This is a genomic window from Lachnospira eligens (assembly GCF_009680455.1).
Taxonomy (GTDB): Bacteria; Bacillota; Clostridia; order Lachnospirales; family Lachnospiraceae; genus Lachnospira; species Lachnospira eligens_A.
The window spans coordinates 36,770-50,894 of the sequence record NZ_WKRD01000001.1; the positions used below are offsets into that span (position 1 = coordinate 36,770).

General features: G+C 40.3%; 14 protein-coding genes. 4 read left to right on the plus strand and 10 right to left on the minus strand.

The window, feature by feature from the left end:
* Window positions 1-6 precede the first annotated feature (6 nt).
* From GKE48_RS00190 to GKE48_RS00215, 6 genes are all read right to left on the minus strand, one after another.
* Window positions 7-1,026, minus strand: a complete 1,020-nt coding sequence (locus tag GKE48_RS00190; RefSeq protein WP_154300213.1) for a tRNA dihydrouridine synthase — start codon at window positions 1,024-1,026, stop codon at window positions 7-9.
* Between the two features lie 16 nt (window positions 1,027-1,042).
* On the minus strand, window positions 1,043-2,374 hold the full coding sequence (locus GKE48_RS00195; protein ID WP_154300214.1) for a M18 family aminopeptidase: 1,332 nt from the start codon (window positions 2,372-2,374) through the stop codon (window positions 1,043-1,045).
* A gap of 12 nt (window positions 2,375-2,386) precedes the next feature.
* Window positions 2,387-3,853, minus strand: coding sequence for a hypothetical protein (locus GKE48_RS00200; protein ID WP_154300215.1), 1,467 nt, complete (start codon window positions 3,851-3,853; stop codon window positions 2,387-2,389).
* 645 nt (window positions 3,854-4,498) lie between these two features.
* Window positions 4,499-5,035 carry a histidine phosphatase family protein gene (locus GKE48_RS00205; protein ID WP_055216082.1) on the minus strand — a complete coding sequence of 179 codons (537 nt, stop codon included), beginning with the start codon at window positions 5,033-5,035 and terminating at the stop codon, window positions 4,499-4,501.
* Window positions 5,036-5,517: 482 nt separating this feature from the next.
* Window positions 5,518-6,873: an AAA family ATPase gene (locus GKE48_RS00210; RefSeq protein WP_243138400.1), complete on the minus strand. Its 1,356-nt coding sequence runs from the start codon at window positions 6,871-6,873 to the stop codon at window positions 5,518-5,520.
* A gap of 8 nt (window positions 6,874-6,881) precedes the next feature.
* Window positions 6,882-8,000, minus strand: coding sequence for an SLC13 family permease (locus GKE48_RS00215; protein ID WP_154300216.1), 1,119 nt, complete (start codon window positions 7,998-8,000; stop codon window positions 6,882-6,884).
* Between the two features lie 132 nt (window positions 8,001-8,132).
* On the opposite strand from GKE48_RS00215, the gene sstT reads away from it, so the two are divergent.
* Window positions 8,133-9,356: a serine/threonine transporter SstT gene (gene sstT, locus GKE48_RS00220; protein ID WP_154300217.1), complete on the plus strand. Its 1,224-nt coding sequence runs from the start codon at window positions 8,133-8,135 to the stop codon at window positions 9,354-9,356.
* Between the two features lie 75 nt (window positions 9,357-9,431).
* Here the strand turns inward: sstT and GKE48_RS00225 are convergent, their stop codons facing one another.
* Genes GKE48_RS00225 through GKE48_RS00235 form a run of 3 tightly spaced genes read right to left on the minus strand, consistent with a single transcriptional unit; the run spans window position 9,432 to window position 10,737 of the window.
* Window positions 9,432-9,779 carry a hypothetical protein gene (locus tag GKE48_RS00225; RefSeq protein WP_055216086.1) on the minus strand — a complete coding sequence of 116 codons (348 nt, stop codon included), beginning with the start codon at window positions 9,777-9,779 and terminating at the stop codon, window positions 9,432-9,434.
* Between the two features lie 12 nt (window positions 9,780-9,791).
* Window positions 9,792-10,325 (minus strand): DUF4352 domain-containing protein, encoded by a 534-nt coding sequence (locus GKE48_RS00230; protein ID WP_154300218.1) that lies wholly within the window; start codon window positions 10,323-10,325, stop codon window positions 9,792-9,794.
* Entirely contained in the window at window positions 10,246-10,737 is a 492-nt protein-coding gene (locus tag GKE48_RS00235) for a hypothetical protein (RefSeq protein ID WP_154300219.1), read from the minus strand. Before GKE48_RS00235 ends, GKE48_RS00230 begins: the two co-directional genes overlap by 80 nt.
* A gap of 120 nt (window positions 10,738-10,857) precedes the next feature.
* Here GKE48_RS00235 and GKE48_RS00240 point away from each other — a divergent pair, with 120 nt between their 5' ends.
* The gene (locus tag GKE48_RS00240) at window positions 10,858-11,124 is read left to right on the plus strand and encodes a helix-turn-helix transcriptional regulator (protein ID WP_055216089.1); all 267 of its coding nucleotides are present in this window, start codon (window positions 10,858-10,860) and stop codon (window positions 11,122-11,124) included.
* 114 nt (window positions 11,125-11,238) lie between these two features.
* On the opposite strand, the gene GKE48_RS00245 is transcribed toward GKE48_RS00240, so the two are convergent.
* Window positions 11,239-12,459, minus strand: a complete 1,221-nt coding sequence (locus GKE48_RS00245) for a serine/threonine-protein kinase (protein WP_154300220.1) — start codon at window positions 12,457-12,459, stop codon at window positions 11,239-11,241.
* An 88-nt stretch (window positions 12,460-12,547) separates the two neighbouring features.
* On the opposite strand from GKE48_RS00245, the gene GKE48_RS14695 reads away from it, so the two are divergent.
* Window positions 12,548-13,003 (plus strand): hypothetical protein, encoded by a 456-nt coding sequence (locus tag GKE48_RS14695; RefSeq protein WP_243138401.1) that lies wholly within the window; start codon window positions 12,548-12,550, stop codon window positions 13,001-13,003.
* A 2-nt stretch (window positions 13,004-13,005) separates the two neighbouring features.
* Complete coding sequence (locus GKE48_RS00255) at window positions 13,006-13,920, plus strand: amidohydrolase family protein (protein WP_154300221.1); 915 nt, start codon at window positions 13,006-13,008, stop codon at window positions 13,918-13,920.
* The last annotated feature ends 205 nt before the right edge of the window (window positions 13,921-14,125 follow it).

Below are 14,125 nucleotides of genomic sequence, written 5' to 3' on the forward strand. Positions count from 1 at the left end.
ACTGATTTAGAATTTTTTTAAAAATATAATATTCTTTCTTTCAACAAGCATTGCCTTGTTAAAGAACACATCAACTGCTGCTCTGTAATCAGCCATTCTCTGGGATTTCTTGATTGCCTTGATTTCTTTTTTGCAATCATCAAACACATATTCCATATAACACCACATTTCTTTCATTCTGTGTATGGCATGTGTATCTCCCGGCATTATGGCTGTGCGGGCTGCGTATACAAGGTCGTGAAGCTCTTTCATCAGCTTCTTATCTGCATTAAGGTCCCGCACCATCGCCTCAGGATTATCATCTGTTAATACATTAATCAGTCCGGGGTCCGCGATAAGCGCTCTTCCAAGCATAAATGTATCAACCTCCGGAAACATCTCCTTCATCTCAAGGAAATTCTTCCTTGTAAATATATCTCCGTTAAGCACCAATTTATTCCTGCTGTTATCCACTGCGTATCGGAAAGCGTCAAGATGCAGCTCATTTCTGTAGTAATCTGTACGCACTCTCGGATGAACAATAAGTTCCTCAAGAGGATAAGAATTATACACCTCCATTATCTGTGGAAAACTGTCATCATCTTCAACACCGATTCGTGTCTTGACCGAAACCTTAATATTCTCTCTTATAAATGCATCCTCAAACACCTCATCAAGAAAACGGTCGAGTTTTTCTGTGTCGCGAAGCATTCCGGAGCCTTTATCCTTTGAAACAACTGTGCCTGACGGACAGCCGGCATTAAGATTAATCTCGCTGTAGCCGTATTTTTCATAAAGCATTTTTGCTGTCCATATAAAATCCTTAGCTTCATTAGTCATGACCTGTGCAACCGTATATGTATCCTTATTATGCCCGCGGTCTATGTCTCTTATTTCTCTTGCCAGAAAATTCTCTGACTTATTTGGCGAGATAAACGGTGTAAAATATTTTGTAATTCTGCCTTTTCCAAATGTTTTCTCGTAGGCATTACGGTATGTAAAATCTGTAAGCCCCTCCATCGGAGCCATATATATAGTATTGCTCATATACTGTATCTTTCTGTTATTCTAATGTAAATGTGCCGTTGCTGTTAGTCACAATGGCTGTCTCGAAAAATTCTTTTACTGCCTTTATCATGTATTCTGTGTCCATAATTCCTGCTGTCTCGTAAGGTGAGTGCATTGCAAGCTGCGCAAGCCCGATATCTACTGTGTTCATTGACACATGGCAGTTAGCTATATTTCCAAGTGTTGAACCACCCGGAATATCTGAACGGTTAGCAAATTCCTGTGTCGGAACTCCCGCTCTTGTACATATTTCTTTAAATATTGCCGCAGAAACCGCGTCTGTTGTGTATTTCTGATTGGCGTTGTATTTGATGACTATTCCTTTATTCATATGAGGTCTGTTAGTCGGGTCAGCTTTTTCCTGATAATTAGGATGTACCGCATGTGCATTATCCGCTGAAAGCATGAATGAGCCTGCACACGCCCTTATATAATCCTCATTATCCTTGCCGGCACACGCAGCTATACGCATAAGCACATCTGATAAAAATGTTGAATCTGCTCCCTGCTTGGTGCTGCTGCCAACCTCTTCATTGTCAAATACCGCACATACCGCAACGCTTTCCTGGTTGCTCTCATCACTGTCTATAAGCGCATTCATGCATGAATATGCACACATCACATCATCAAGTCTTGGTGCTGATATAAATTCATTATCCGCACCCCATATAGTTCCTGCCTGTCTGTTGTACAGAAACAGATCACTGCTTATCACTGACTCTTTATCTGTCTGTGCAGCATCTGCTATTATGCTGTCAAAAAGCCCTTTGGATTCTGCCTCTCCTATAAGCGGAATCATGTCTTTCTGTGCATTGTAATTAAGTCCTGTGTTGGCTTCCCTGTTCATGTGAATTGCAAGATTAGGTATTATGCATAAATCCCGGTCTACATTTACAAGGACTGGCTTTAATACTGCACCTTCCCTTACTATTGCCCTTCCTGCAACTGAAAGAGGCCGGTCAAACCACGGTGCCATAAGCATGCCGCCGTATTTTTCCACATTTAACGAAACGTAATTCTTGTCCGGTGTCAGCTCAGGATTCTCTTTTACCTTAAATGACGGTGAATCACTGTGTGCGGCTGCAATCTGATAATTGATAAAGCCCTCTGCCGCCGGCATTCTGAAAGCTATTATGGAAGAATCATTTCTTGTTACATAGTATTTGCCACCCGGTATAAGATGCCATCTGTCCCTCTCATTAAGGCGCACAAATCCGGCGTCGTCCAGCAAATCCATAAAATTCGCCGTTACCTGAAATGCTGTAGGACTTTTTTCTATGAATGACATCATATCTTTTGATACATTTATAAATGTGTTCTCTTCCATAACTGCTCCCTTCTATCTGCGTCTTCTTTGTCTGTTATGTCTTCTTTTTTTCTTATTGTTCTGTACCATAATCACTACTGTTATGATTATTATCGCAATTATTACTACTACAATTATTGTAAATACTGCAGTACTTTCACTAAGACCTTTTTTACTCTGTGAATCTGATGCTTTATTACCTGCTGTCTGTTCATTATCGTCTGTTACCACATTTGCAGCATATTCCCTGTAAACGGTCTGGTTACACAGACTGCATGTTCCTGCCTCTATTCCATCTTTCTTGTCTGTTCCCGTAGCTTCCTTTACAACACTGTAATTGTCAACCTTATGCTCGTGTATTGTGTATTTATCTGAATATGTATAACCACATGTGCTGCATGTATGTGTTGTGTAGCCGAAATCTGCTGCTGTTGCCTCTGTTACTGTGTCAGAGTATGAAGGATTGCTGCACATTTCAGGAAGGAGTGTAACTGAATAATCATATGTCTCATTTCTCTTGAAATCTGATGTGAAGCCTGAATATGCATATGTCCAGTTCATGACCTCACCCATATTTGCCTGACAGTATGCACGGCGGTCTGTATTGTCCTCGAAAAATGTTATCATTCCCTTAACTTTGTTGTTAAGCACTTCGCCATGATATGTCTTTGACAGTTCCAATGGATATACCATATACATGCCGACAAGTCCGCCATCATGCACATATCCGTGGTCCGAATCATATCCATCTATTGTTATAGAACAATTTCTTATATTAAGGAAGCCGGCTGCGTATGCACCACCCATGAACTGCTCATCTCTTACGGCTGCATCTGTATCAACGCAGACAAGTGTTACATCTGTAGTGATGTTATCAAGATTGCCGCTTCCAAATCCGGCAATTCCGCCTGTTCCCCACATCTTAGCTGAATCTGTTAGTGACACATATGTATCCTTAATTATACAGTCTGATATATCGCTGTTATCAGCAAGACCTGCCACTGGTGCTGCAAAACACGGTTCTGTTGAAGTTACTTCAACTCTTGCACCGTATATGTTAAGGCCTGTTACTTTCGAATCCTTAAGAACACCAAAAAAGCCGGCTCCATATGTTTCATACTCTTTTCTGTTACCGTCATAGGTCTTCATTGTCTTCTTGCTCACAGTCTTTACTGACAGGTTAAGTATGCTGTGTCCGTTGCCGTCAAATGTGCCAGAAAAATCCCATGGTGTCCACTCAATTCCAGTCATATCAACATCTGTCATCAGCTTATAATTACCTGTAGCTGTCTTTGCTGCCTCCACAAGTTCTGATGCTGTGCGGATTTCTGTGTATTCTGATGCTGCCTGATTTGCTGTAATTCCTGTTAAAGTATTTCCTGTCACAGTACTTCCTGTTGTCTGTGTATCTGCATTTGCCATATTAACCGGAAGTGCTGTTGCCGCAAGTATTACTGCTGCTATCGCTGCAGCCTTTTTAATGTATGATTTGTTAAACATATTACTGCCTTTCTTTCCCTATACAATTCATTGGCTTTCCCAGCCGGGTTTGATTATAGCTCAAAGAAATGATGCGGTCTAGGGGGTATTGTGTTTTAGTTTGGGTGATTATGAGAGGGGGAAGGGAGAACGGACGCGGGGTTAATTGGCATATTTCCTTCTGCAGACCCGCTCCCGCTCGATGAAAAACGTAGCGGTACTAAACTCGCCTGGGGCAGCCGCCAAAGGCGGCTCCCACGCCTCGTTAAGTGCCGACGTTTTCCAACGGTCTGCTCCAGGAAATATACACAATTAACCCCGCTGACTCTCTCCATACCTCTTACAATCCCAAAACTAACCCTGACGATATCGCTTCGCTCACCTGGGTCTGCAAAAGTTTTGAGGTGAGCCTTCATCCAACCCACCCCGCCAGAAGTCCCCCGATGAGCTTACGACATCGGGAGGGGCGACATCGTTAGCGGCGGGCGGGTGGATAGTGTTAGTTTCAGACCGTTGGAAAACGCCTGCACTTAATGAGCTGGAAGCCGCATTTTATGCGGCTAACCAGCGAATTTAGTACAGCTGCGTTTTCCACCGAGCGGGAGCGTGTCTGAAAATGACACTATCCCCCGCCCACAGCGTTCGTCTGCCACAACCTCCCGTATGTCACAACTCGAACTTCAATATCTCACAATTCTTTATCTTAAACGCCGAAAACTCCTCATTTCCCATATCTTCAAAATATGACTTTACCATTCGTGCAATTCCATTATGTGCAACTAAAAGATATGTTTTATCGGGCTGTGCCTTAATTTCGTCAAGCAGATTATATATACGCTGTGCAAGATGAAGCATTGTCTCTCCTCCATCAAAACTACATATGAAATTGCATTTGGCTTTTGCAAATTCTTCTCCATCTCTTGGTGTTGATTCGTATTTACCGAAATTCTGTTCCTTAAGTCTTATCTCTTCGCGCGCTGGTATTCCTGTAATCTCAGATACATGAAGTGCTGTAGCTTTCGCTCTTATAAGTGGCGAATACAGGATTTCATCTATCTGTATTCCTTCTTCAAGGATCTTCTTTCCTAACTCTATTGCCTGTTCATGGCCTAAATCTGTGAGTGGTGAATCTGTTGCACCACATATCTTGTTCTCGACATTCCAGACAGTCTGACCATGTCGTGTAAAATATACTGTTCCCATTATATTTCTCCTCTCCTGCCTTTTTGTACTTCATCTCACCTTTTCTCCGCTTCAACGTCCAATTCTCCACGCTTCAACTTCCCTTTTGGACCTCATCATGCCTTCTCCCCACTCCAACGTCCAATCTGCCACTCTTCGGCTTCCCTTTTGGACCTCATCATGCCTTCTCCCCACTCCAACGTCCAATCTGCCACTCTTCGGCTTCCCTTTTGGACTTCCTTGTGCCTTCCCTACACACTAAAGTCCACTCCCGCTCCCGATGAGCCTGCGACATCGGGAGGGGCAGCAACGTAAGCGGCGGGCAGGTGGATAGTGTTAGTTTCAGACCGTTGGAAAACGCCTGCACTTAATGAGCTGGAAGCCGCATTTTATGCGGCTAACCAGCGAATTTAGTACAGTTGCGTTTTACACCGAGCGGGAGCGTGTCTGAAAATGACACTATCCCCCGCCCACAGCGTTCGTCTGCCACAACCTCCCGTATGTCACAACTCAATCCCCACCAGATCCTCCTTCTCGAGCATCGCCAGTATATTCTTATCAACATCCTTAAGCCCCACTATCCTGCTAGCCTGATTAGATATCGCTTTCTCAAGATAGTTTCTTACATCTCTTGCATTGGCATAACCTTCCGGTTTGTTGGCGACACGCTCTGTGAAAAATCTTCTGGCTTCTTCAAGTGCATCTCTTGATAACATGTATTCCTGCTTCTTGCAGTTATTTATAAGTATCTCTACTTCTTCCTCAGCTGTGTAATCCTCAAAATTGATGAATTTATTGAATCTTGAACGCAGTCCCGGATTGGAATCTAAGAATTCCTCCATAAGTTCTGTATAACCTGCCACTATCACAACTAAGTCATCTCTGTGGTCTTCCATTCCCTTTAATAATGTATCTACAGCTTCCTGACCGAAATCGCCTTGTCCTTTTCCATTGGTTAATGTGTATGCCTCATCTATAAAAAGAACTCCACCGAGCGCAGACTCTATTACTTCCGCAGTCTTGGATGCAGTCTGTCCTATATATCCACATACCAGCCCTGACCTGTCTACTTCTACAAGATGACCTTTGGATATTGCCCCTATTGCCTTATATATTCTGGCAAGCAGTCTTGCAACTGTCGTCTTTCCTGTTCCAGGATTTCCCATGAATACAAGGTGTTTGTTGACGCTTGTCTGCTTCATTCCCATCTGCTCACGCATTTTCTGGACTTTAAGAAGATTAATAAGTGCATTGACATCTTCTTTTACTGCAGTAAGTCCTGTCAGTGAATTAAGTTCTGCAATTAGTTCATCTGCGTCCGGCTCTTCGTCATCCGCTGTCTCTGCCTGTATTGCCGCGCTCTTGTAATCAGGACGCAGAAGACCATATGATTTAAGATTCTCATCTAACATTACACAGTATGATGATAAAACATTTATCTCAACCTCGGTACTTCCAGTATTCGCAGCCAAATATTCCTGCCCAAGCTTGCGGTAGGTTTCTGCCAGCGTACGTGCCTCTTTATTGTCGTATCGATCGTTCTTAATCTTGTGACCGGCATTGGCTAATATAAAATACTTAAATGTCTCCGGCACTCTTGTGATATATCCTGCACCAAGCATGTTGCGGTTCTTGATATCAGCCGCCATTGACGCACTCACATCGAATCCCAGTTTTTTCTTTATAAATGCTTTCTCTTCCTCACCATATCTTCCATCTGTCATTGATATGTATATAAGAAAATGTAACAGTTCTTTCTTAAGATTGTCGCGAAGCTTCACATTTCCAACCAGTTTTACAACACCATTCTGTTCTATGTAATCGCACATTTCATAACATAAATTAATCGAATCCATCATATCTCCTCTCATATGAACTTTGTACACGCATATAACACAATCAGAAATATCACATTATACACTGTAAATGTAACAAAATATTTTCCTTTTCCATCTGGCACTTCATTGACATACTGCTTATATGATATAAGGCTAGCCATTGAAGCTATCAGTGTGCCAAGACCGCCAATATTAACTCCAAGTGCAAGGTTCTTTATATTATGCGTAAATCCTGACAGCAGAAGTGCCGCCGGAACATTGCTTATACACTGGCTTGTAATGATTCCAACGCCTATTTCCCTGCCATCAGCAATACCTGATAAGAATAATGCAACTGGCTCTATCCTTCCCATATTGCCTGTAAATATAAAGAATCCGACGAATGTTAATAACAACGCATAGTCTGCTTTCAAAAGCACATTTCTTTCTATTATAAATGTGGTAACAAACACTAGTACTGTAAGTACATACCACGGAAATACTCTTGCAACAACAAGTAATGCTACAACAAAAAGAATTGTATATAACAACACATTTACAGGTGTAGCTTTCTGACCTGAATTATCGTCTGTATCCTTCATGCTCACATCAGCATTTTTATTCTTTAAAAGCAGCATTGAAATAATAAGAAGCGTTGCAGAAACAATTGTATATGGCAGAAGCCACATTATGAACTGACCTGCTCCCACCCCCGCAAGTCCGTATAGATACAGATTCTGCGGATTGCCAATCGGTGTAAGCATACTTCCAAGATTCGCGGCTATCGTCTGTAATACTACAACCGGTATCATAAGTTCCTGTCTGTCGCACTGCTTAAGCATCATTATCGCAAAAGGCACAAATGTTATCAGTGAAACATCGTTGGTAATCAGCATGCTGCTAAAGAAACACAGTGCAACAAGTACGCTCACAAGCTGCCACATTTTCCGTGTTCTCACAAGAAGTGCATGTCCGATTTTTTCAAAGATGCCGTTATTCATGTAACCTTTTGTTATTATCATCAGACTCCACAATATTCCAAGTGAACGCCAGTCAATATAACCTGCATATCCTTTATCCGGTCTTACTAAAAATGCTGAAGCAGCCGCAAGCACCCAGCTTACCGTCAGCACTATATCCTTTTTAAAATAATATATAATTCTTTTCATATCTGTCTGCTCTCTTATGTAATTATTATCTCATATTTTACAATATATTTTTTATTCTTTACAGTATTAGTTGTCAAATAAATTCTGTAAGTTTATAATAGAAAAAGTTTTGCATAGGAGAATCTGTTAGATATGAATAAATTATTAGACAAATGGATCAGTATTAGTCTCATTAAAAGAATTATTGGAGGGCTGGCACTGGGCATTATTCTTGGCCTGCTCGTTCCAAAGGCTTCCGGCATTGCTCTTTTCGGAAGCGTTTTCGTTGGTGCACTTAAGGCTATCGCACCGCTTCTTGTTTTCGTGCTTGTCATAAGTTCTTTATGCCATTCAGGAAAAAGTCATGGTGGTGTTATTAAAACCGTAATTATTCTGTACATGTTCAGTACCATTCTTGCCTCTGTAATCGCAGTATTTACAAGCAAATTATTTCCGGTTACGCTCACTCTGACAGAAGGCATTGAAGAAATGTCATCACCGGGAAGTATTGGTGATGTATTTAACTCTTTATTAATGAATATTGTTGAGAATCCTATTACTTCTCTTACTAAAGCTAACTATGTAGGTATTCTTGCATGGGCTGTTGTTATCGGTATTGCATGTAGACATGCCAAAGAATCTACTAAAGATATGCTTGTAGATATCTCTAATGGTCTTTCCAAGGTTGTTACCTGGATTATTAATTTTGCTCCATTTGGTATTATGGGACTTGTATTTGATACTGTGTCAAACAATGGTATGTCAGTATTTAAGGAATATGGAAAGCTTCTTATGCTTCTCGTTGGTACTATGCTTTTTATCTATTTCGTTACCAACCCGATTCTTGTTTTCTGGTGTACACACAAGAATCCCTACCCACTTGTATTCAGATGTTTAAAAAAGAGCGCACTCACTGCATTTTTCACAAGAAGCTCCGCTGCCAATATTCCTATTAATATGAAGGAATGTGAGGATATGGGACTCGACAGGGATACTTACTCTGTAACTATTCCGCTCGGTGCAACTATTAACATGGATGGTGCTGCAATAACTATCACTGTTATGACACTTGCCGCAGCCAATACTTTAGGTATTACTGTTGATATTCCAAGCGCAATTCTTTTAAGTATTCTTGCAGCGCTTTCTGCCTGTGGTGCTTCTGGTGTTGCCGGTGGTTCACTCCTGCTTATACCTATGGCATGCTCATTATTTGGTATTCCTAATGATGTTGCAATGCAGGTTGTCGGAATTGGCTTCATCATCGGTGTTATTCAGGATTCTGTGGAAACTGCACTTAACTCATCATCTGACCTTTTACTTTCTGCTTCTGCTGAATTCAGACAGTGGAGAAAAGAAGGCAGGAAGATTACTTATTAATATGACTAATGAAAAAATGTCTGGCATGCTGCACTACTGCGGCACACCAGACATTTTTAATAATTATGGGTTTCTTTATCTATTCTTAATTATGCTTACAACTGCTAGAACAGCATTTATAAGACACCATACTGACCAGATTACTAAGTCACTGTAATTGCCGTATCCTGCAAATCCGAATACAGCGGCAAGTCCGAAAAGTACAATCAACGCTATATCATGTCCCTTGCCAGTCTTATTTCTTGTAGCTATCGAAACAATTCCACCAGCAAGCATAAGTATTCCAACTATTACGCCGACACTTCCTGATATGCCACCATTGTCCTCAAGTGCATTAACTACTCCTGCGGCGCATGACTGAAACATAACTACTGCAAATAATATAATTGATAATATTCCTGATACCAGTTTCCAAACTCTCATCTTCTACTCCTCCTACTGAAGCTTTATTATTACTTTTTCACTTGACCATATATTGGCTGTGTATTCCAGTTCGATAGATTCTGCATCAACTGGAACTTCAAATACTACACTGAAGCTTATTTTACGACCAGTTGATAATGTATCTCCTGAGAACTCATTTACAGATGCGATAAAACTTTGGTCACAGCTCTCATTATCTGCATAACAGCTAAAATCTGCACTACTTACATAAGCATCAGATTTACCGTTATTTTCAAATGAAAAATCTGCTTTGACATATTTTTTCCCATCACCCGGCTTGTAAAATCCATATGGATCATCGTAATCGGTAAAATCTGTATCTGCATCATTAACGGTACCCTTTAATCCATCTTTCTCAAAGCTTCCACCTACCATGACAACATTATCACTTTCTGTGCCTGTCTTATCCGAAGCCCCACTCGCATTACTGTTATCTACGCTTGTGTCAGATCCACTTCCCATCGCCATTGCAGCAAATACTATCAGACACAGCAGTACCCCTATGTACTTCCTGATTCTTTTCATATGATTTCCTCCTCATATCATGTCTTTTTATAATAAAAACAGCCATCAGTTCTGCAATTATCTCAACAATAATATCCATCACATCAAATGTTCCCTTTACACATCCGGTAACCTGAAGGACTTCCATAATTGTCGAAAACATGCCTGCTATCACAAACATTTTCCATACATAAGCTGTTTTATTACCTGTAACCAGCATTAATGAAAATACCAGTGCATACGCCCACAGCATATCTGGCATATAACTACGCAAATTTACTACAAATGTGTTCTCCGTTCCAACATGCAGACTGACTCCAAGCAGCCTGTCAATATTCTGTGCAAAAATGACTTGTGGTGAAGTCACATAGTATAGCAGACTGCCTGCCAGTATTGGAATTGAGATATTTGCGTATACGATATATTTTTTCATGCATATACCTTTATTTCTGAATTTACATAATTAACTTTTCTACATAATATCATTTATTGCGTTCTCGTGCAATTATTTTTTTACAAATCAACATATATTATTGCATAGAGGTGCAATTTTATGAAAAATAAAAACAGTATTGACCGCATAATTCAGGTTAATGATACTAATATTGGTAATAATATAGCCGCTCTGCGTAAATCGCTGAACATTAAACAGACTGATATGATTGCGAGGCTTCAAACAGATGGCATTGATATTTCAATTTACTCATACAACAGAATAGAAAAGGGATCTCAGAATCCTACTGTTTCTTTTCTCTATGCATGCTGCCGTATCCTTAACTGCGATATGAATACAATATTTAATTTTCATTGTGATATGTAATTATTTTTACATTCTGAATGTTATCACAGTGAAGCTTGCAATCTGTGTGCTGACAGCACAAAAAAACAGGATATAATATTGAATAGTCTCAACATATATCCTGTCTTTTTATAATTACAAATATCCTATAATTGCCATAAATATTGCAAAAAAAGCTAAAAACATAAAACTAATCGTAAATGCATACCCAAATGTCAGAATAGTGCTTAATACATTTATCTTCTTCATTCCCGGAAGCTTTCTCCTTATATTAAGATAGTTGCCAAACCACATTGTCATTCCAAATAGGAGTACAAATACAGCTATCTTATACATTGTAAGTTCTCCGCCCGTTACCGGTATTCCCGTTTTACTGTCCGTAACTGCAAAAGTTATTGTCATCCATACAATAACCGCATACCATACTAGCGCAATCAGACAATACACGACATTCAGCCGTCTGAATCCCGGCAGCAGATATCTGCGCCATGAAGTATCAATATCGTAATTCCTTTTCTGATATTTCCTGTACATTTTAACAATTATATCTCTTATATTACGATAGGTTCTCACAACCGAAATGGTATTATCCTTACCAAATGCTGTTTCAGCTTTTTTCCTATTATCCTGTACTATACTATAATTTAGCATATCCAGCACGCCACGAAGCTCTTCAGCCGATTGATATCGATCCTTTGCATCTACCATAAGGCATTTCTTAAGAATATCTGAAAATCTGCACTCTGCAATTCCTGCTCCCGGCTTGTCACCTGTCATAATATAATTAATTGTTGCTCCCAGACCATATATATCCGTACGCTCATCAGACTGCCCGAATCCAAACTGCTCTGGTGCAGCAAAATACACTGTTCCCAGCATTCTGGTATCTTCATTCTTATCTGCATTAACATGTCTTGCTGCATTAAAATCTATAAGATTCACATGTCTGTTTTTTTCAATAATTATATTAGATGGTTTAATGTCTCTGTGGACAATTGCCGGCTCTAACTGATGCAGTCTCACAAGTATGTCCACAAGCTGGACTGCTATTTCATATGCCTGTTCCTCGTTTAATAGTCCCTGCTCATCTAATACCTGCTTAAGGCTCCTGCCCTGCACATACTCCTCAACTACTATAAGCTTTCCATCATCAGCAACACATTCCTTTACCGCAGGAACTCCCTCAATTCTTACAGAGGCAAGCTGCTCATATACATCACGCGAATATATATCAAGTGTCTTTTTAACGCAAAGCTCACTGTTCCTTATATCCTGCACCAGCACTATATTCTTTTTTTCATCAAGTACTGTCAGTTCCCTGTAAAATGACAGCCTGCTCTCTTCTTCTAAAGTCATATTTTTATCCTTATTGTAATTTAGTGTTTATTATTATACACTATATCAATAGAAAATGTGTACTCTATTGTGAAAGGCGGAATTAATAATGAACGAAAAACCGACTTATGAACTTGATAAAATCTTAAGTTCAGTTGAGCCTGAACATTTTAACAGATACCGTAATGAAGAGGATACTGACTCACAGATGTCTGTCAGCGAATTCTTTAACCGGTATATAGGAAGCTACGGACTTCAATTAAGTGATGTTATACGACAAAGTGATATTCCAGCTAATTATGCATACGGAATACTTAATGGCAATCGTACCAATCCAAGCCGTGACAGAGTAATTGCACTCTGCATCGCATGCCATATGAATCTTACTGATACCAACCGTGCGTTAAAAACTGCAGGCTTAAGCCCTCTGTATTCCAAGGTCAGCCGCGATGCTGCAATTATAATTATGATTAACAAATATGAATATGACATTGGAATTATTAATGAATTTCTGTATGGACATAATCTCAATATTCTTTCTACATCTAGCAACAAGGAGGCTTAACTATGAACATAATTGACTCACACATTCATATATGCCACTGCATCAATGGATTTGGAAACAGCGGAGAAATGCAGGCTATAGGCGGAGGTTACGCAAGCTACGCTGATGGAACTATATTCCAGATGATACCAGAGTGTCTCGGTGAATATGATGTAACTCCGGAAGCGGTTCTTAAGGTTATGGACGAGGCTGGTGTTTCCAAGGCTGTTATGCTTCAGGGCAATTTCTTAGGACCACAGAATCTCTACACTTATGAGGCTGCAAAGAAATATCCTGACCGTCTTGCTGCAGCAGCTACTTACGACCCATTCTGCAGAAATGTTGATTCTATAAGAAAGCATTTGTTTGAAGACCTCGGAATTAAGATTGTAAAATTCGAGGTAAGTACCGGAAGCGGTCTTATGAGTTATCACCCAACTATTGCTCTTGATGGTGATGTTATTGAGGAAATGCTGTCATATGCTGAAATGCATAATAATACTGTTGTGTTCGATATTGGACGCTACCCTGCCGAGTGCTGGCAGCCGGAAGCCCTCGCCCGCGCAATTAAGAGACACCCTGACACGCAGTTTGTTGTGTGCCATCTGCTTGCCCCAAGAGGTCTTGTTCAGGAAAATGTCTGGCTTAAAGGAATGGAGGCACTCACACTTGACAATGTTGTATTCGACCTTGCAAGCCTTCCTTCTAATCAGGGTAAAGACGCCAGATACCCTTATCCTGACGCAATCCATTATATTAGACGCGCCATTGAACTTGTCGGAAGCGACCGACTTATGTGGGGAAGCGACCTGCCTATGAATCTGTGCAAGGACAGCTACAGACACCTTATTGATTACATTGTCTTAAGCAATGAAATATCAACACCTGACAAGGAAAATATCATGGCTGCTACTGCAGCTAAAGTATATTTCAAATAATCCACATATTTAATATATCCCTCAAAAGCAACGTTTACCTGCTTTTGAGGGATTTTTATATTCTCCTGTTGACATATTATGCATATCATGTTATATATACTACGACAGATGTACTACGGCTGTCGTAGTATCGCCTGTCGTAGTAATTATCATTTATTTAATATTTATTATCAGGTGAATCATCACCTTCAATTAATTCGAAGGG

What these genes read in the sequence shown, in the direction of transcription:
- GKE48_RS00190 (WP_154300213.1), bottom strand. Translation starts at nt 1,026, where the DNA reads ATGAGCAATACTATATATATGGCTCCGATGGAGGGGCTTACAGATTTT.
- GKE48_RS00195 (WP_154300214.1), bottom strand. Translation starts at nt 2,374, where the DNA reads ATGGAAGAGAACACATTTATAAATGTATCAAAAGATATGATGTCATTC.
- GKE48_RS00200 (WP_154300215.1), bottom strand. Translation starts at nt 3,853, where the DNA reads ATGTTTAACAAATCATACATTAAAAAGGCTGCAGCGATAGCAGCAGTA.
- GKE48_RS00205 (WP_055216082.1), bottom strand. Translation starts at nt 5,035, where the DNA reads ATGGGAACAGTATATTTTACACGACATGGTCAGACTGTCTGGAATGTC.
- GKE48_RS00210 (WP_243138400.1), bottom strand. Translation starts at nt 6,873, where the DNA reads ATGATGGATTCGATTAATTTATGTTATGAAATGTGCGATTACATAGAA.
- GKE48_RS00215 (WP_154300216.1), bottom strand. Translation starts at nt 8,000, where the DNA reads ATGAAAAGAATTATATATTATTTTAAAAAGGATATAGTGCTGACGGTA.
- sstT (WP_154300217.1), top strand. Translation starts at nt 8,133, where the DNA reads ATGAATAAATTATTAGACAAATGGATCAGTATTAGTCTCATTAAAAGA.
- GKE48_RS00225 (WP_055216086.1), bottom strand. Translation starts at nt 9,779, where the DNA reads ATGAGAGTTTGGAAACTGGTATCAGGAATATTATCAATTATATTATTT.
- GKE48_RS00230 (WP_154300218.1), bottom strand. Translation starts at nt 10,325, where the DNA reads ATGAAAAGAATCAGGAAGTACATAGGGGTACTGCTGTGTCTGATAGTA.
- GKE48_RS00235 (WP_154300219.1), bottom strand. Translation starts at nt 10,737, where the DNA reads ATGAAAAAATATATCGTATACGCAAATATCTCAATTCCAATACTGGCA.
- GKE48_RS00240 (WP_055216089.1), top strand. Translation starts at nt 10,858, where the DNA reads ATGAAAAATAAAAACAGTATTGACCGCATAATTCAGGTTAATGATACT.
- GKE48_RS00245 (WP_154300220.1), bottom strand. Translation starts at nt 12,459, where the DNA reads ATGACTTTAGAAGAAGAGAGCAGGCTGTCATTTTACAGGGAACTGACA.
- GKE48_RS14695 (WP_243138401.1), top strand. Translation starts at nt 12,548, where the DNA reads ATGAACGAAAAACCGACTTATGAACTTGATAAAATCTTAAGTTCAGTT.
- GKE48_RS00255 (WP_154300221.1), top strand. Translation starts at nt 13,006, where the DNA reads ATGAACATAATTGACTCACACATTCATATATGCCACTGCATCAATGGA.